This window comes from Arthrobacter sp. SO5 (genome assembly GCF_020532805.1).
Lineage (GTDB): Bacteria > Actinomycetota > Actinomycetes > Actinomycetales > Micrococcaceae > Arthrobacter.
The window spans coordinates 1-15,711 of record NZ_MQTQ01000028.1 but is presented as its reverse complement, the minus strand read 5'-3'; the positions used below and the strand labels follow the sequence as shown (position 1 = coordinate 15,711).

The 15,711-nt window shown below is 67.7% G+C and carries 17 protein-coding genes and 1 riboswitch; of the genes, 5 read left to right on the top strand and 12 right to left on the bottom strand.

Annotated elements, in window-relative coordinates:
- Both BJG92_RS05005 and BJG92_RS05000 read right to left on the bottom strand, forming a co-directional pair.
- Positions 1-974: energy-coupling factor ABC transporter ATP-binding protein (locus BJG92_RS05005; protein ID WP_232082946.1), on the bottom strand; the 974-nt coding region annotated here is incomplete at its 3' end.
- A gap of 16 nt (positions 975-990) precedes the next feature.
- Positions 991-1,638, bottom strand: a complete 648-nt coding sequence (locus BJG92_RS05000) for an ECF transporter S component (protein WP_232082923.1) — start codon at positions 1,636-1,638, stop codon at positions 991-993.
- A 67-nt stretch (positions 1,639-1,705) separates the two neighbouring features.
- A riboswitch (TPP riboswitch) is annotated at positions 1,706-1,849 on the bottom strand.
- A 175-nt stretch (positions 1,850-2,024) separates the two neighbouring features.
- On the opposite strand from BJG92_RS05000, the gene BJG92_RS04995 reads away from it, so the two are divergent.
- Entirely contained in the window at positions 2,025-2,288 is a 264-nt protein-coding gene (locus BJG92_RS04995; RefSeq protein ID WP_232082922.1) for a DUF4235 domain-containing protein, read from the top strand.
- 116 nt (positions 2,289-2,404) lie between these two features.
- Here the strand turns inward: BJG92_RS04995 and mnhG are convergent, their stop codons facing one another.
- From mnhG to BJG92_RS04965, 6 genes are read right to left on the bottom strand one after another with little or no spacing between them, the layout of a single operon-like run.
- The gene (mnhG, locus tag BJG92_RS04990) at positions 2,405-2,782 is read right to left on the bottom strand and encodes a monovalent cation/H(+) antiporter subunit G (RefSeq protein ID WP_269461750.1); all 378 of its coding nucleotides are present in this window, start codon (positions 2,780-2,782) and stop codon (positions 2,405-2,407) included.
- Between the two features lie 16 nt (positions 2,783-2,798).
- Entirely contained in the window at positions 2,799-3,077 is a 279-nt protein-coding gene (locus BJG92_RS04985; RefSeq protein WP_232082920.1) for a monovalent cation/H+ antiporter complex subunit F, read from the bottom strand.
- Positions 3,074-3,619, bottom strand: a complete 546-nt coding sequence (locus BJG92_RS04980) for a Na+/H+ antiporter subunit E (protein ID WP_232082919.1) — start codon at positions 3,617-3,619, stop codon at positions 3,074-3,076. Before BJG92_RS04980 ends, BJG92_RS04985 begins: the two co-directional genes overlap by 4 nt.
- Positions 3,616-5,229: a Na+/H+ antiporter subunit D gene (locus tag BJG92_RS04975; RefSeq protein WP_232082918.1), complete on the bottom strand. Its 1,614-nt coding sequence runs from the start codon at positions 5,227-5,229 to the stop codon at positions 3,616-3,618. The genes BJG92_RS04980 and BJG92_RS04975 overlap by 4 nt, the downstream gene beginning before the upstream one ends.
- The gene (locus BJG92_RS04970; RefSeq protein WP_232082917.1) at positions 5,226-5,801 is read right to left on the bottom strand and encodes a Na(+)/H(+) antiporter subunit C; all 576 of its coding nucleotides are present in this window, start codon (positions 5,799-5,801) and stop codon (positions 5,226-5,228) included. The genes BJG92_RS04975 and BJG92_RS04970 overlap by 4 nt, the downstream gene beginning before the upstream one ends.
- The gene (locus tag BJG92_RS04965) at positions 5,798-8,881 is read right to left on the bottom strand and encodes a Na+/H+ antiporter subunit A (protein ID WP_232082916.1); all 3,084 of its coding nucleotides are present in this window, start codon (positions 8,879-8,881) and stop codon (positions 5,798-5,800) included. Before BJG92_RS04965 ends, BJG92_RS04970 begins: the two co-directional genes overlap by 4 nt.
- A gap of 152 nt (positions 8,882-9,033) precedes the next feature.
- On the opposite strand from BJG92_RS04965, the gene BJG92_RS04960 reads away from it, so the two are divergent.
- From BJG92_RS04960 to BJG92_RS04950, 3 genes are read left to right on the top strand one after another with little or no spacing between them, the layout of a single operon-like run.
- Entirely contained in the window at positions 9,034-10,437 is a 1,404-nt protein-coding gene (locus BJG92_RS04960) for an MFS transporter (protein WP_232082915.1), read from the top strand.
- A gap of 38 nt (positions 10,438-10,475) precedes the next feature.
- Positions 10,476-10,958: a cation:proton antiporter regulatory subunit gene (locus BJG92_RS04955; RefSeq protein ID WP_232082914.1), complete on the top strand. Its 483-nt coding sequence runs from the start codon at positions 10,476-10,478 to the stop codon at positions 10,956-10,958.
- A gap of 5 nt (positions 10,959-10,963) precedes the next feature.
- Entirely contained in the window at positions 10,964-12,160 is a 1,197-nt protein-coding gene (locus BJG92_RS04950) for a cation:proton antiporter (protein ID WP_232082913.1), read from the top strand.
- On the opposite strand, the gene BJG92_RS04945 is transcribed toward BJG92_RS04950, so the two are convergent.
- From BJG92_RS04945 to BJG92_RS04930, 4 genes are all read right to left on the bottom strand, one after another.
- Positions 12,157-12,612 carry a hypothetical protein gene (locus tag BJG92_RS04945; RefSeq protein ID WP_232082912.1) on the bottom strand — a complete coding sequence of 152 codons (456 nt, stop codon included), beginning with the start codon at positions 12,610-12,612 and terminating at the stop codon, positions 12,157-12,159. The two genes, BJG92_RS04950 and BJG92_RS04945, sit on opposite strands and share 4 nt — an antisense overlap.
- A 72-nt stretch (positions 12,613-12,684) precedes the next feature.
- Positions 12,685-12,963, bottom strand: a complete 279-nt coding sequence (locus BJG92_RS04940; protein ID WP_232082911.1) for a hypothetical protein — start codon at positions 12,961-12,963, stop codon at positions 12,685-12,687.
- 177 nt (positions 12,964-13,140) lie between these two features.
- On the bottom strand, positions 13,141-13,473 hold the full coding sequence (locus tag BJG92_RS04935) for a hypothetical protein (protein WP_232082910.1): 333 nt from the start codon (positions 13,471-13,473) through the stop codon (positions 13,141-13,143).
- A 5-nt stretch (positions 13,474-13,478) separates the two neighbouring features.
- Positions 13,479-14,084, bottom strand: coding sequence for a recombinase family protein (locus BJG92_RS04930; protein ID WP_308011630.1), 606 nt, complete (start codon positions 14,082-14,084; stop codon positions 13,479-13,481).
- 299 nt (positions 14,085-14,383) lie between these two features.
- Here BJG92_RS04930 and BJG92_RS04925 point away from each other — a divergent pair, with 299 nt between their 5' ends.
- Positions 14,384-15,601 (top strand): DUF4232 domain-containing protein, encoded by a 1,218-nt coding sequence (locus tag BJG92_RS04925; protein ID WP_232082908.1) that lies wholly within the window; start codon positions 14,384-14,386, stop codon positions 15,599-15,601.
- Positions 15,602-15,711 lie beyond the last annotated feature (110 nt).

Below are 15,711 nucleotides of genomic sequence, written 5' to 3'. Positions count from 1 at the left end.
GGCGGGAGGCTGCGGAACCCGCCGCGGAGGCCGGCCCGCCGGAGCCGTTCGCGGGAGACGCCGAGGTCCTCGGCGGCCAGCAACAGCTGTCCTGCCGGGCTGCCCGCTGCGGACGCCGGGACCCCGGACGTGCGTGCCCGGGTCTGCGGCACGTAGCCGGGCACCCAGACGCCGGCCGCGATGAGCATGTCCCGTGCCTGGTCCAGGACCTGGTCCGGCGGGCCGTCGATCAGTACGGCGGACTCCGTCGCGGATCCCGGCTGCAGCACCACTATCCGGTCCACGAGGTCCTTCCAGACAGGGACGCGGTGCTCGACGACCACCAGGGTGGCCCCGGTCTTGTCGAGGCAGCGGCCCACCGCGTCGCGGACTTCCAGGACGCCGCCCGGATCCAGGTTGGCGGTGGGCTCGTCGAGCAGGATCAGGCCGGGACGCATCGCGAGGATGCCGGCGAGGGCGAGCCGCTGCTTCTGGCCACCCGAGAGCGCCGACGTCGGGTGGCTGAGCGGCAGGCTGCCCAACCCGACGTCGTCGAGCGCTTCGTGCACCCGCCGCCAGATCTCCGCCGGGGGCACGGACAGGTTTTCCGCGCCGAAGGCGACGTCGTCGCCGACGCGTGAGAGCACCACCTGGGTCTCCGGGTCCTGCTGCATGAGCCCGGCCCGGCCGCGCTGGGCGCGCGGCGGGGCGCCGTCAAGCAGCAGGGTGCCCGTCTCGTCGGCGTCTTCCGCGTCAGTGTCGTCCGCGTCGGCGGGCCGGCCCGGGGCGCCGGCGGAACCATCGCCGAGCACCCCGGCCAGGGCATGGAGCAACGTGGACTTGCCGGCGCCGGAGGGGCCCAGCAGCAGCACGCGTTCCCCGGGCCGGATGTCCAGGTCCAGCCCGTTGACGGCGGGCCGGGGCCTGCCGGCGTGCCGCCAGCCCCAGCCGCGCGCGGTGACCGCGGCCGGGCGGCCGCCCTCTGACGATGCCATCAGTGGAGTGCGGGCATCAGGAGAAGACGGGTTCGGTTGCCGCCTTGCGGGAGGCGAACGAGCTCAGCACCCCGGTCCTGGCCAGTCCGCGGGTGGCGAGCCAGGACAGCCCGCCGGCGATGACGGCGCCGGAGATCGTGGTGAAGGCGATGTAGGCGAGCTTGTCCATGGACTCGTAGGCGATGTTCCAGCCCCACGGCAGGAAGGAGTCGTTCAGGCCGCCGAACAGGCCCGCCCCGGCACCAGCCAGCATCGAGACAGGGAGGTTGAACTTCCTGTACAGGAACGCGGCGAATACCAGTTCCGCGCCAAGGCCCTGCAGGACCCCGGAGATCAGCACCGTGGTGCCGTACTGCGAGCCCATGATCAGCTCTCCGGTGGCGGCCACCGCTTCGCAGAACAGTGCGGCGCCCGGCTTGCGGATGATGAGCATGCCCAGCACCGCCGGGATCATCCAGCCGCCGGCGTAGAGTCCGGTCAACGGCGGGTAGAAGGCGTTGACGGGGGCGGAAATGAGGTTGGCGCCCTGGGACCAGGCCCAGAAAATCACGCCTCCCGCCACCGCGATCAACGCGGCCACCACAATGTCCACCACACGCCAGTTGTAGCCGGGGCCGGCAGGTGCCGTCCGGGCAGAACCGTGTTTTGCCGATGTATCAGTCATGTCGTCCTCCTGAGGTACAGGAGGGGAGAGTGCCCCGGCGGGCCACGGCTTCCGCCGCCGCTCCGGGCACTCTGAGAACTCGACTCCCTTGCGCCGGTACTAACCGGATCAGGTTCGAGGGTCTGCGGCTGTCCGCACTCTCAGCGCCCACCTTTGGCTACCCTGGATTTCTCCAGTGGTGCCCGACGGCGGCGCTCCCCTGTCGTATGTAAATCTGCCCTTGTGGGCGTTGCCAAGTTTACACCCGCCACACCGCGTTTATCCGTTGGCGGCCGTCACAATCCCGCCACGCGGTGCCGCGGAGCGGCACCCGCCGCGGGTTTTCGGCCGCGGCCGGGAGGCTAGGCTAGGGTAAGCACTGTTTCCCCGCGCAAGGAGTCCGAAGAATGAACATCCTCATCAAACTGCTCGGCACCGGCGTCAGCCTGCTGGCCGCTTTCCTCGGCACCAAGCTTGTCGACACCGTCTGGGAGAAGTCCACGGGCAACAAGCCGCCCAAGGACCATGATGACGACGTTCCCACGACGCTGCGTTCGGCCCTGACCTTCGCACTGATATCAGCCTCCGTCGGAGCCATCATCCAGGTCCTGGCCAACCGCGGCACCCAGCGCGCGATCACCCGTTTCGCCAAGACCCAGGACATCGTCTAGGCGGTCCCCTGTTTGGGCGCCTGCCGGCACGTCCCTGCAGGCACACCCGGGCCGGCACACCCCTGCCGGCACACCCCTGCCGGCCCGCCCCTGCCGGCACACCCGGGTAGCCGGGCTCAGCCGCCGCGCTGCTCCTCGTCGGTAGAACCGCGCTTGCGCGCCGCGTGCTGCACCACAGCCTCCAGTTCGTCGCTGCTCAGCCGTTCCCGGTGCAGGTGCTTGGTGCGGTAGCCGGCCCGGCCCACCATGTGGGCGGACACGGGCACAGTCAGCAGCTGGAAAATCCAGGCCACCACCAGCACCGGCCACACCCACAGGCTGCGCATTTGCAGCCCCACGGCGGAGAGCAGCAGGAACAGTCCGAGGACCTGAGGCTTGGTGGCCGCATGCATACGGCTCAGGAGGTCCGGGAAGCGCAGCAGGCCCACGGCCGCAGCCAGGGACATGAGCGCTCCCACCACCATAAAGACGGCCGAGACGGCATCGATCACCATGTCAGCGGAGAAGGGCTCAGGATTCACGGGGCTGCTCCCGCCGGTCGGCCACGAACCTGGCCACTGTCACCGAGCCGATGAAGCCGATGATGGACACGGCCACCAGCAGCATCAGGTTGTTCAGGTGCCGGTTCACTGCCATGTCGATGCACAGCGCCGCGCCCAGGATGCCGAGCAGGACGTCGGCCGCGAGCACCCGGTCCAGCAGCGAGGGTCCCCGCGCGATCCGGATGATCACCCCCGCGGCGGCCAGGGACAGCACCACCGCGGTGACGGTCAGGACAAGCTGCATCATGAGCCCACTTCCTGCTTGAGTGCGGATACTTCCTCTTTGGTGCCCATGATCCGGATCAGCCCGGCCTCAGTGTCGCGGACGTCCTTGCGGAGCTTGGCGGCATCCGCGGCGTCACGGACGTTGACGCCGTGGATGTAGAGGGTGGAGGTTGACCGGTCCACCTCGACCACGAGCGAGCCGGGGATCAGCGAGATCACGTGCCCGGTGGCTGTGACCAGCAGGTCGGAGTGGCTCCGCAGCGGCACCGCGATGACGGCGCTGAGAACCCGGGGGCCCTTGGCCACGGCCAGGTAGAGGACCTGGAAGCTCGCCGCCACGACTTTGGCGAGGAAGACAAGGGCGAACGGCACGGCCCGCAGCACGTTGAAGCGGCCGCCGAGCTCCACCGGGGGCAGGTAGAACAACCTGGCGACGACGATGGCGATCAGGGCGCCGAAGAGCAGGTTGCCGGGGCCGAAATCCTGCCAGAGGGCGCACCAGACGATCACGAGCCAGACCAGCAAGGGCAGTTCCTGGCGCAGCGAGATCCGCTTCCGGTTCATTTGCCGCTCCCCTCCGTCGCCGGCTGGGAGAGCGCCGGGACGCGGGCGTCCTCGCCGAGTACCGCCCGGATGTAAGCGGTCCGGTCCAGCATCTCCGCAGCGGACTGGTCCGCAACCCGGAACAGGGGTCCGGCGAAGACCGTCAGTGCGACGCCGACGATCACCAGCCCCAGGGTGGAGCCAACCATGGTCCGCGGCAGCAGGGTGACGTTTCTCTTCCCCGCCCGCTCGCCCGTGGCGGCGCTCCCGGGAGCGGCCAGCAGCACCGGGTCCGGGTAGTCCGCGTCCTCGGGTTTGCGCCAGAATGCACGGTTCCAGACCCTGGCCACTGCCAGCAGCGTCAGCAGGCTGGTCAACACTCCGCCGATCACCAGTGCGAACGCCAGCGGGGTGCCGAGTTGGACCCCGGCCTGCAGCAGGCCGAGTTTGCCCAGGAAGCCGGAGAAGGGCGGGATGCCTGCCAGATTCATGGCGGGGATGAAAAACAGCACGGCCAGCAGCGGGCTCAGCTTGGCCAGCCCGGCCAGGCGGTCCACGGAGGAGCTGCCGCCGCGGCGTTCTATCAGGCCCGTCACGAGGAACAGGCTGGTCTGGATGGTGATGTGGTGGGCCACGTAGAAGACCGCGGCGCCGAGGCCGGCCACAGAGGACATCGCCAGCCCGAACACCATGTAGCCGATGTGGCTGACCAGCGTGAAGGACAGCAGTCGCTTGATGTCACTCTGGGCCAGCGCGCCGAGAATTCCGACCAGCATGGTCAATAACGCGGCCACCATGAGCGGGGAATTGAGCGTGTCCCCCGGAAAGAGCAGCGTTTCGGTGCGGACCATGGCGTAGACGCCCACTTTGGTCAGCAGCCCGGCGAACACCGCGGTGACGGGCGCCGGCGCCGTCGGATACGAGTCGGGGAGCCAGAAGGACAGCGGGAACACCGCGGCCTTGATCCCGAAGGCCACGAGCAGCATGACATGCAGCAGTGTCCGCGTGCCCTGGTCCAGGTCGGCGAGCTTGAGGGCGAGGTCGGCCATGTTGATGGTTCCGGTGGCGCCGTAGATCATCGCTATCGAAATCAGGAACAGGACCGAGGAGACCACCGAGACCACCACGTAGGTCACGCCGGCGCGGATCCGCGGACCGGTCCCGCCGAGCGTCATCAGCACGTAGCTGGCCGTCAGGAGGATCTCGAACCCCACGTAAAGGTTGAAAAGGTCCCCGGAAAGGAAGGCGTTGGATACCCCGGCCACCAGGATGAGGTAGGTCGGGTGGAAGATCGAGACCGGCGCGTCCCGGTCCCCGTCGGCCATGCCCTGCCCGGTGGCGTAGATCAGCACGGCGAGGCTGACGGCCGAGGAGACCACCAGCATCAGCGAGGAGAACTGGTCCACCACCATCACGATGCCCCAGGGCGGGAGCCAGCCGCCGATGTTCACCGCCGACGTGCCGCCGCCCCAGACGGACGCGAGCAGCAGGCACTCGAGCAGCAGGGTCAGCGACAGCAGCGCGATGCTGACGGTCCGCTGGGCCCGGGATTGCCGGATCAGCAGGAAGGTCAGGGCGGCGCCCAGGAGGGGTAGTACGACGGCGAGCGGGGCGAAACTGGCGATGTTCACCTGTCCCCTCCTTCCTGGTCTGGTGTGCTGATGTTCCGGGAACCCGGCTGTTCTTCCGCGGCGGCGTCGTCGGCGTTGAGCGTGCGGTCGCCCACCGTCACCGTGGCGGCCCCGCCGGGCGTGTCTGACATCCCGCCGCCGTCCGAGCCGATCATGATCAGCGGAAATTCGGAGGTTTCCGCCGGGATGACGGAGTCGTCTTCGGCGTCGAAGCTGGGGGTTTCGGCGACGCGGCGGTCCTCGGCGTCGTCCTGGATCTCGTCCTCACGTGCCAGGACCCACGCCCGGTAGCTCATGGCGAGCATGAACGCGGTGACCGCGAAGGAGATCACGATCGAGGTGAGGATCAGTGCCTGCGGCAGCGGATCGTTGTAATCCCGCGGGTCGGTGTCTTTGCTGAACATCGGTGCGAGCCCGGCGTAGCCGCCGGTGGCGAGGAGCAGCAGGTTGGTGGCGTTGGCCAGCAGCATGAGGCCCAGGAGGACGCGGGTGAGGCTGCGTTCCAGGATCAAATAGATGCCGCAGGCGTACAGGGCTCCCATGACGGTCAGCAGGGTCAGGTTGACGCTCATCCTTTCCCCCTGGCCGTAGTTTCCGCGGGTTCGGCCGGTTCCGCGTTTTCCGCGGGCTCCGCGCCGGCGGCCGGGGCGGCGGCCGGGGCGGCGGCCCCGCCGGGTTCCTGATCTTCGGATGGTTCGCCCGGCGGTTCCTCGAAGTGCTCGTCGATTTCCGCGCCCAGGCTGCGCAGCACGTCCAGGACCAGTCCCACGACCACGATATACACGCCGATGTCGAACAGCGTCGAGGTAACGAATTTGATGTCCCCGAACACCGGCAGCCAGAGCTCGATGATGGCGCTCTGGAACACCTGGCCGCCCAGCAGCAGGGGCGTGACTCCGGAGGCCGCCGCCGTCGCAAGGCCGATGCCCAGCAGGGTGCCGGCGCTGACCGGAGCGGCTTCGCGCAGTTCGTAGCGGCCGCCGGCGAGGTACCGGATGGTCAGGGCCAGCCCGGCCGTGAGGCCACCGGCAAAGCCGCCGCCGGGCAGGTTGTGGCCCGCCAGGAGAAGGTAGAGGGAGAAGACGATCATCGAGTGGAAGATTAGGCGGGTGACCACCTCGAAGATGATCGAGCGGCGTTCCGGGGCCATGGTCCGCCCGGCCACCAGCCAGGCGTCGCGGCCGGAGGCGGCGAACCGGCGGTTCAAGGCCAGTGCGGCGTCTTCACGGGTGTTGCCCCGGGGGGCGGTCCGGCGGCCCACGGTCCCCTCGTCCACGGTGGACGTGGGGCGGATGCGGTCCCCCCGGCCCCGGACGAAGATCAGGCTCGCCACGCCGGTCGCGGCCAGGGCCAGCACGGAGATCTCGCCGAAGGTGTCCCACGCCCGGATGTCCACGAGGGTCACGTTGACGATGTTCAGTCCCCCGCCGCCCTCGTAGGCCAGCCTCGGGAACTCGAGCGAGACAGGCTGCGCAACACGGGCGCCGAGCGCGTAGATGGCGACGAAGATCATCGTGACGCCGAAGCCAACGCCGACGATCACCCGGATGACGCGGTATTTTCCGCCGGTGCGGTCGCGCAGCTCGGCAGGCAGGCTGCGCATCGCGAGGACGAAAGCCACCAGGATGATGGTCTCCACGAGCATCTGGGTCAGGGCGAGGTCCGGGGCTGCCTGCAGCGCGAACATCAGGGCGATGCCGTAGCCGGTCACGGAGACCATCAGCACGGCCAGGAAACGCTTGTTGGCGCGGACGGCCGCGAGTGCCCCGATCACGATTCCGGCGCCGACCACCATCTGCAGCGGGGAGTTGGGGTCGATGAAGTAGACGGCTCCGGGGAGCGGCTTGTTCGCCAGGACCAGCGCGGTGAGCGGCAGGACGAATGCCACGGTAAGGATGACGGAGAGGTAGAAGAACAGCGATCCGCGCTGGGTCCGGCCGGTGACCCAGACGGCTGCGTCGTCGAGGGCGCCGATGGCCAGCTGGTAGCTGCGGTCTCCGTCGATCCAGCCGGGAACCAGATCCTGCGTCCGGGCGACAGCGTTGCGCCCGTAGAACATGGCCAGTCCGAGCGCGAAGGTGATGGCGGTCAGCCCGAGCGCCGGGGTGAAGCCGTGCCACAGCGCCAGATGGCCTGCGGCGCCGCCGTCGGCCGCTGTGCCGCTCGAAAAGAGGGCGGCGTACGGCTGGATCCAGCCGTCCACGGGATCCGGCCAGAGTCCGTAGACGACGGTCAGGATGCTCAGGAGCGCGGGCGCGGCGAGGAAGGCCGGCTTGACGGGCTTGAACGCGGTGGTCTCGACGCCGGGTTTCATCGCGAAGGCGCCCCACATGAACCGCGCACTGTAGGCGAAGGTCAAGATCGAGCCCAGGACCAGCCCGGCCAGGATCAGCATGCCCCACGGGGCCGCCGCGGGATCGGCGGCGTAGTGGAGGAAGGCGTCGAACACCGATTCCTTGGCCACGAAACCGGCCAGCGGCGGGATGCCGGCCATCGAGGCGGCGCCGACTGCGGCCACGATGGCCAGCGCCCGGGAGGAACCGTAGACACCGGAGAGCTTGCGGATGTCGCGCGTTCCGGCCTGGTGGTCGATGATGCCGACCACCAGGAAAAGGGTGGCCTTGAACAGCCCGTGCGCCAGGAGCAGGGCCAGGCCGGCGAGTGCTGCGTCGGGTGTGCCGAGTCCCACCACCATGGTCAGCAAGCCGAGCTGGCTGACGGTGCCGTACGCCAGGATGAGCTTGATGTCGGTCTGGCGGAGGGCACGGTAGCCGCCCACCAGCATGGTGGCCAGGCCCAGGCCCAGCACCACGGGGTGCCAGAACGCGGTGTCGGCGAAGCCCGGGGCGAGCCGCGCCACCAAATAGATGCCGGCCTTCACCATCGCGGCGGCGTGCAGGTAGGCGCTCACCGGGGTGGGGGCGGCCATGGCGCCCGGGAGCCAGAAGTGGAAGGGAACCAGCGCCGACTTCGTGATGGCACCGATCAGGATGAGGACGACGGCTGCGCCCACCGCCGCACCGGCCGGGCCGTTGACCAGGGTGGGGGCCTGCGCAAGGATGGCGGAGATCCGGTAGGTTCCCGCGCTGGTGCCCAGCATGATCAGTCCCACGAGCATCGCCAGGCCGCCGGCGGTGGTCACCACCAGGGCCTGGAGCGCAGACCGGCGTGCGGACAGCCGGGTACGGGCGTAGCCGATCAGGAGATAGGACAGGACGGTGGTCAGTTCCCAGAAGATGAACATCAGGAGCAGGTCATCAGCGGCGACCAGCCCGAACATGGCCCCCGAAAAGGCGAGCAACTGGGCGCCGAAACCGCCCAGGTAGTCATCCTTGTCCTTGAAGTACCGGGCGCAGTACACGAGCACCAGCGCCCCGACCCCCAGCACCAGCAACGAGACGACCCATGCCAGGGCGTCGATCCGGAAGGCTAGCTCAAGCTGGAGGGCAGGAACCCACGGCAGCACTTCGGTTACCGCACCGCCGGCAGGGGCGTCCGTGGCCGCGTAGATGGAGCCGTGCTGCAGGAGGAGCCAGATGAACGAACCGGCGGGGACCGCGGCGAGGGCGTAGAACGAGTTCCTGCCGAATCTGCGGAAGATAAACGGCGCTACAGCGGCCACCGCAAAGTGCGCGGCAAGGACTGTGATCACTGGTATCTCCGCAACGTCAGGAATTCGATTGTCAAGAAGTTGGAGCAGGCGGGCATGTCGTTAGGTTCAGTCCGGACAGTTTACCAAGCGTGCACAAATTCTTTTCGGGGCCTGAGCCACGTGCCGGGTCCTCTGCGGATACTATTCACGCTATGAACTCCGCTACCGTGCCAGAGGCCATGCGCCCCACCTCGGAACTGGAATCGGGAAACCAGGCCTCCAACAAGCGGCAGGTCCTCGCGTGGGCGGCCTGGGACTGGGGCTCGGCAGCCTTCAACGCCGTCATGACGACGTTCGTGTTCACCGTCTACCTGACCTCCAAGGCCTTCGGCGGCGAGGACCAGGCCTCCGCCGTCCTCGGCGGGGCGCTGGCCGTCGCCGGCGCCGCGATTGCCCTGCTGGCGCCCGTCACCGGCCAGCGCTCCGATTCCGGCGGCCGCCGCAAGCTATGGCTGGGCGTCAACTCCGCCGCCGTCGCACTCCTGACCGGCCTCTGCTTCTTCGTCTTCCCGAGCCCGGAATTCCTGCTGCTGGGCGTGACGCTGATTGCGCTGGGCAACGTGTTCTTTGAGTTCGCCAGCGTGAACTACAACGCCATGCTTACCCAGGTCTCCACACCCAGGAACATCGGCAAGGTCAGTGGCTTCGGCTGGGGAATGGGCTACCTCGGCGGCATCGCGGCGCTGCTGATTGTGCTCCAGCTGTTCGTGCAGCCCAGCTTCGACTGGTTCGGCGCCTCCACGGCGGACAGCCTCAACATTCGCCTCGTGGCCGTGTTCTCGGCCGTGTGGTTCTTCGTCTTTGCCCTGCCCGTGCTGTTCGCGGTGCCGGAACTGCCCGGGACCGGGAAGGGCGCGGGCCTGGGCTTCCTTGCTTCCTACGGACTTCTGGTCCGCCGGATCAGGGCGATCTACAAGACCAGCCCGCACACCATCTACTTCCTGCTCGCCAGCGCCATCTTCCGGGACGGACTCGCCGCAGTTTTTACCTTCGGCGGGATCATCGCGGCCGGCACGTTTGGCTTCGAACTCAAGGAGGTTATCTTCTTCGCCATCTTCGGCAACGTCGTGGCCGCCGTGGGCGCCGCCGCGGGCGGCTTCCTGGATGACCGGATCGGGCCGAAGGCGGTCATCATCGGCTCCCTCACCGGCCTGCTGCTCGCCGGGACCGCGATCCTGGTCCTCGGCACCGGCAGCTATGTCTTCTTCGGCCTTGAGTGGGCCGGGACCACTACTTTCTGGGTCTTCGGACTGTTCCTGTGCCTCTTCGTGGGCCCGGCCCAGTCCTCCTCGCGGGCCTTCCTGGCGCGGCTCGCCCCGCACGGCGAATCCGGGGAACTCTTCGGCCTGTACGCCACCACCGGCCGGGCCGTCAGCTTCCTCGCCCCCGCCCTGTTCACCCTGTGCATCGTGGTCGCCGCTCCCCTCGTCCCGGCCGGGGAAGCCCAGCGCTGGGGCATCCTCGGCATCATGGTGGTGCTGCTGGCGGGGCTGCTGGCCCTGCTGCCCGTCAAGCCTCCGGGAAAGACCGAAATCGCCGTCGTCCCCGAGGCCTGAGCCTGCGCGAAACGCCTGCCGCGCACTAGGCTGGAGGGATGAACGTGGATGAGACCGACCTCCCCGGGCTGGGCCGGCGCAAGGACTTCATGACCGCCTCGGGGCGCCGGATCGGCGTGGTGGAATACCGTGAAGGCCAGACCGAACTGATTGTCTCCACCTGGGACGATCCGGACACCTGCCAGGCGTCCATTCCGCTGACGGCCGACGAGGCCGCGGCATTGGGGAACCTCCTGGGCGGGCAGCGCCTCGCCATGCAGCTCTCCGAAGAACACCGGGAAATACCGGGGATCGCCACCCGGCAGTTCTCCATCGGCGCCGAGTCACCGTTCCAGAACCAGCCAATGGGGAAGGCCTGCATCCGGACCCGCAGCGGCGTCTCGATTGTGGCCATTATGCGCGAAGGCGAGGTGGTCCCCTCCCCCGGACCGGACGTGATCCTGCACGTCGCCGATCTCCTCGTTGCCGTGGGAACCCAACAAGGCTTGGATACCGCGGCCAGCATACTGCGCAACGGATAAGCGGCATGGATCCGCTGGCCCTGACCCTGATTGAGCTCGGGGCCGTCGTCTTTTGCCTCGGCCTACTGGCCAGGCTGGCGGGGCGGATCGGCATGTCACCTATCCCGCTGTACCTGGTCGGCGGCCTGTTCTTCGGTTCCGGCGGTCTCGTCAAACTCGAGGGGATGCACGAGTTCACGCATCTCTCCAGCGAGATCGGCGTCATCCTCCTGCTGCTCATGCTCGGTTTGGAATATACCGCTGCGGAGCTGGTCACCGGGCTGCGCCGGTCCTGGCAGGCCGGCGTCCTGGACCTGGTCCTGAACTTCCTCCCCGGCGCTGGCCTGGCGGTCCTGCTCGGCTGGGGTCTGGTAGGCGCCATGGTCATGGGTGGCGTCACGTATATCTCGTCGTCCGGCATCGCGGCGAAGGTGATTACCGATCTGGGCCGGATCGGTAACCGTGAAACCCCGGTGGTGCTGTCCATCCTCGTGTTTGAGGATCTCGCCATGGCGGTTTACCTTCCGGTCCTGACGGCCACTCTGGCCGGGGTCAGCTTTGTCGTGGGGCTACAAACCGTGGGCATCTCGCTTGGCGTCGTCACGGTGGTGCTCCTGGTGGCGCTGCGGCACGGCCACCACGTCTCGAAGGCGGTGCACAGCGAGAATTCCGAGGTCTTCCTGCTGAACCTGCTGGGCGCCGCCCTGCTCGTTGCCGGGCTCGCCGCCGCCATGCAGGTCTCCGCCGCCGTGGGCGCCTTCATGCTCGGGATTGCCATCTCCGGCGTCACGGCCCATAACGCCACGAGGATCCTCGAACCGCTGCGGGACCTCTTCGCAGCCATCTTCTTCGTGGTGTTCGGCCTCAACACGGACGCCTCGACCATCCCGCCGGTCCTGGGCTGGGCGCTGCTGCTGGCCCTGGTGACGGCCGGCACGAAAATGCTCACCGGAATCTGGGCGGCCCGGCGCGCCGGAATAGGCGTGCCAGGCCGCTTCCGGGCCGGCGCAGCATTGATCGCCCGCGGCGAATTCTCCATCGTCATTGCGGGGCTGGCCGTCGCGTCCGGCGCGGTTCCGCAGGAGCTTGCGGCCCTTGCCACCGCCTACGTGCTGATCATGGCAATCACGGGCCCGCTGGCTTCCAGATTCGTGGAGCCGGCCGTTGCGCTGCTGCGGCGTCCGGCGAAACCACCGGCGGTCCGCGCCGCCGGCGGCCTCTAGCGGGAGACTTCCGGCAGGCCTTCCGGCAGGCCACGGGAAATTGAGGCGGTCAGCGGATCAAGCTCCACGCCGGTCATCCGGGCGCCTTCCGGGGCGAATCCGATGAATGTTCCAGCGCAGGATCCGGGTTCCAGCACCTCTCCCCCGGTGAAGCCGAGCCGGTCGACGGCGGACCAGATTTCCTTTACCAGGGCGGCGTCGGTGTAATAGGCGTTCGTCGTGGTCCGGGACGCGGCGGCGTACTCGCGCTCGCTCAGGACGTCCTGCAGCTGGGCGCGCTGGGCCGCCCATTCGGTCTTGTCGAACAGCTGGGGCACCGCTCCCCAGCTGGACCATCGCGCCAGGGAACGCTGTTCTGCCTCGGTGGCCGGCCTCTGCTGGTCCGCCAACTCCCGGACAATGCGGATTGCTTCAACGTTTGCTGCGAAGCGGGCTTTCTGTCCCGATGGCAAGGTCCGTCTGGGATGCTGGGCGGAACCGTCCGGCCGCCGCAACCGCTGCCGACTCCTGCTGGGGTTCGGCCTCTAGCTCTCCTCGTCCTCCCGGGCCCCGTAGGTCGGCTCCATCTCCTCCGGCTCCGCGGGAAGGCTGGCGTAGATCATCTCCTGGTACACCATCTCGCGTGCCCGGAGCTTGGCCATGTTCGCCAGCCCGATGTACTCCAGCGACGGTTCCGATCCCCTGGTTGGTGTCAGCTGTTCGCTGAGGTCCCAGATCGCCTGCTGGATCTCCTCCCCCAAGGTCGAAAAGTGTGTCTCGGGGTCCGCTATCTGCGCGAAGCTCTCCGGGTCGTGATTCTTCATGGTTTCCATGGCGCGTCTGCCGTGCTCGTTCATTGACTACCTCTTCCGGTTCGGCCCACAAAGACTCCAGACTCAGCTGACCCTCAATGTGGTCTTAGATTTCCTCGGTGCCACGTGCGCCGTCCCCCTCCGTTTGCCTCCACGCTAGCGCCGGCCTCGGAGGATTAACAGCCGCACCTACCCTGACGGGATTTTCACGGACCTGACTATCGACATGATCAGAGCGACGACGAACGCCACCGTGAGGACGGCGAAGACAACCAGTGCAGGGTTGACCCAAAAAGGGACCAAATCGAAGTCCGCATTGCACTTGTTGTGCATCGGAAAGACTTGGCTCGGTTCCAGCCGATGCTCGCTCCGGTAGACCGCGTCATATATTTGGTCCTTGGTGGCGCAGGTTTCATCGATCTCGTTTCCTCCGGCAAATGCTCCAATGAAGAGAGCGAACGCGGCGGCGACGATAGAGCCGAATGCCAGGCGAAGCCACGTCAGTGGTCTAATCTCTCGCATCTAGATCAGCCCTCCGCGGCTATAGTTTGCCCCGGTGCAGCCTGAAGGCTCTTCCGCTGACGGGCGAGCTCACGGACGACTGTGGCCTCACTGACTTCAATGGTCTTGGCGATGGCGCTGATCGTCCGCTTCTCGCCACGCATCCGGTGCGCGGTGGCTGCCTTGTCCGGCGTCATTTTGGTCGGCCGGCCGCCGACGCGGCCGCGGGCTTTCGCCGCTGCAAGGCCGGCCTTAGTCCGTTCACGCAGCCGGTTCCGCTCGTACTCGGCGATGGCAGAGAAGAAGTGAAACATCAGCACGCCCTGGGATGTGGTGGTATCCAGCCAGGTCTCCGTCAGTGACCGAAGGCCAATGTGCCGGTCGGCCAGCGTTTTCACGATGCCGGCGAGGTCGGCCGTGTTTCTGCCGAGCCGGGATAAATCGTTGACCACCAGGATGTTCCCCGGCTGGAGGTGGTCCAAGCAGTCCTGCCACTGCGGCCGTTCCGCCGTCGCACCGGACGCGAAATCTGTCCAGATCCGGAAGCACCCGGCAGCGTTCAACGCATCCAGCTGCAAGTCCACCGACTGCTCAGTAGTGCTCACTCGGGCATAGCCAAGCAACGTAGCCACGTCAGTTTTCCCTCATTCATTCAAAAACCGTCGTCCACGGAGTTTTGACCAACACCGTCCCCGTAGATTTCGTAGTCGAGTTCTGACACAGCCTAGCAGTGTCGAAGCCGATTTTTGAGTGTCGTTTTTCGAACTCAGCTGCTTTCTTCTCCTAGCACGGGCCATACGGCTGGCGAGAACGGCAGACATACGGCCGGGCAGCGGCGGGTGATCCACGCCGCCCCGGGCAGGCGCCCCGGCGGCCGCGGTCTTTCCGTTCGTCGCCGTTCCTCGGCGCTGGCTGCACTAGGCTGGCCGGCATGGGGAATCGTATTGGGGGTACGCCGCGCAGCACCGCGACGGCGGCAACGGCAGCGGCGGCGGGAATCGGCTGGCTCATCAGCGGGGCATTGTTCACGGCACTTAGCTGGTTCAGCGTCTTTCCAGTCTCGCTAACCCGGCTGGTGGTCCCGGAAACAGTGGCTGCTTCCAGCTGGCATGCGGTGGCGCCTTGGCCGATCCTCATTCCCGCACTCTCCGTTTTGACGCTGATGGGCATCCTGCAGCTCCTGCTGCGCTTCCTAGTTGCTCGCCCGGCGCACCGGTCCGACAATCGGACGGCCATGATGAGCGTATGGCTGTGCGTGGTGCTCGCGTCTTTCTTCACCAGCGTGCTCTGGTCCTCCGGGAGCATCTCGGCGCAGTGGCCGCCACCGCGCATGGCGATGTTGTTCGACGGTGCGGGCCCGGCCCTGCTGGCCGCCGGTTACTGGGGTGTTGTGTGGGGCTGGATTCCTGCCCTTGTCTGGATCCGAACGGCCCGAAGCCGGAACGGCGACGAAGGTGACAACGCCGGCTCGGGCAGCGCTTCGGATGGCCTGGACGCTCCAGGGACAGTAGTGGGCCCGGGCAGACGGCGGCCGCGGGCGCGGCTCGGGGCCCTATTTGCTGCCACTGCCGTCTGCGCCGCACTGCTCGTGGCCGCCGCGCCGCTGTCCGGAGCGGCAACCCGCGCCGCCACCAACGCCGCCCAGGTCCGGCCCTCGCCGTCGCCCACAGGGCCGCCCGTCGTATACGGCTCACCAACCGTAGGCCCCCTGCAACAAACCCCGGATCCGAACTGGTGCAGCAGCGAGCAGGTGGCGATTTCCCTCGGCGAACCGGACGCCGCCAGCGGCCACCGCGGCATGCCCATCCGGCTCGTCAATTCCGGCACGGTTCCCTGCGTGCTCAACGCCTATCCCGACGTCGCCTTCGACGACACCGACGGGTGGGCGATGGACATCCTGACGGTCCGCGGCGGCTCTTTCATGACCACGGACCCTGGCCCCCGCGCTATCACGGTCGCCCCGGGTGCCGCCGCCCGGGCGGCCCTGGGCTGGAACGCCATGGCCGGCGCCGGCGATACCAGGGTAGGCGCGATCCTGGTCGCGCCCTTTTCTGGCGCCGCCCGGACCCGTCTGCCGGCCGACCTGGACATGGTCAGCGGCGGGTACGTGGCCGTGACCGGTTGGAGCCTGGTCGAGCCAGTAGGGTAGGCCACAGCACTCAAGCGCCGTGAACTAGGCAGCCGTAAGCCAGTGAGGATATAGGTGGCATCACCTACGGGGTCTGACTCACCGTAAGCCTGACGCGATGTTGTTGTCCT

Bases quoted from the DNA above. Each gene is read 5' to 3' on its own strand.
- BJG92_RS05000 (WP_232082923.1), bottom strand. From the start codon at position 1,638: ATGACTGATACATCGGCAAAACACGGTTCTGCCCGGACGGCACCTGCC.
- BJG92_RS04995 (WP_232082922.1), top strand. From the start codon at position 2,025: ATGAACATCCTCATCAAACTGCTCGGCACCGGCGTCAGCCTGCTGGCC.
- mnhG (WP_269461750.1), bottom strand. From the start codon at position 2,782: ATGGTGATCGATGCCGTCTCGGCCGTCTTTATGGTGGTGGGAGCGCTC.
- BJG92_RS04985 (WP_232082920.1), bottom strand. From the start codon at position 3,077: ATGATGCAGCTTGTCCTGACCGTCACCGCGGTGGTGCTGTCCCTGGCC.
- BJG92_RS04980 (WP_232082919.1), bottom strand. From the start codon at position 3,619: ATGAACCGGAAGCGGATCTCGCTGCGCCAGGAACTGCCCTTGCTGGTC.
- BJG92_RS04970 (WP_232082917.1), bottom strand. From the start codon at position 5,801: ATGAGCGTCAACCTGACCCTGCTGACCGTCATGGGAGCCCTGTACGCC.
- BJG92_RS04960 (WP_232082915.1), top strand. From the start codon at position 9,034: ATGAACTCCGCTACCGTGCCAGAGGCCATGCGCCCCACCTCGGAACTG.
- BJG92_RS04955 (WP_232082914.1), top strand. From the start codon at position 10,476: ATGAACGTGGATGAGACCGACCTCCCCGGGCTGGGCCGGCGCAAGGAC.
- BJG92_RS04950 (WP_232082913.1), top strand. From the start codon at position 10,964: ATGGATCCGCTGGCCCTGACCCTGATTGAGCTCGGGGCCGTCGTCTTT.
- BJG92_RS04940 (WP_232082911.1), bottom strand. From the start codon at position 12,963: ATGAAGAATCACGACCCGGAGAGCTTCGCGCAGATAGCGGACCCCGAG.
- BJG92_RS04935 (WP_232082910.1), bottom strand. From the start codon at position 13,473: ATGCGAGAGATTAGACCACTGACGTGGCTTCGCCTGGCATTCGGCTCT.
- BJG92_RS04925 (WP_232082908.1), top strand. From the start codon at position 14,384: ATGGGGAATCGTATTGGGGGTACGCCGCGCAGCACCGCGACGGCGGCA.